Here is a 494-nt window from a genome sequence, read left to right as displayed (position 1 = left end):
ACGACGGGCAGGGACGGCTCCGCATACGACAGCGACGCCACCACCCCACGGAACTCCTCCAGCATCGGCTCCATCAACAGCGAATGAAACGCATGCGACACCCGCAGCCGGGACACCCGCCGACCCAGCGTGGTGAAGTGCTCAGCGACCGTGTCGACACCGGCCTCGGTGCCGGACACCACCACAGACGTGGGCCCGTTGACCGCGGCGATCCCGACACCGTCGGACAGCACCGGCAGCACCTCCGCCTCGGTGGCCTCGACGGCCAGCATCGCCCCGCCCTCCGGCAGCGCATCCATCAGCCGGCCACGCGCCGCCACCAACACGGACGCGTCCTCCAGGGACAGCACCCCCGCCACATGCGCAGCGGTCACCTCACCAATCGAATGCCCCGCCACGAAGTCGGGACGCACACCCCAGGACTCCACCAGCCGGAACAACGCCGTCTCCACCGCAAACAACCCCGCCTGCGCAAACACCGTCCGGTTCAGCAG

At 69.4% G+C, this 494-nt stretch carries 1 protein-coding gene; it reads right to left on the bottom strand.

The window, feature by feature from the left end; all coding sequences use genetic code 11:
• On the bottom strand, positions 1–494 hold a 494-nt coding region (locus tag KUM40_RS27480), incomplete at both ends, for an acyltransferase domain-containing protein (protein WP_217168889.1).

The organism is Streptomyces sp. AC512_CC834 (genome assembly GCF_019049325.1).
Lineage (GTDB): Bacteria > Actinomycetota > Actinomycetes > Streptomycetales > Streptomycetaceae > Streptomyces.
Note: the sequence above shows the minus strand (reverse complement) of the source record. Positions and strands in the feature narration are given on the sequence as shown.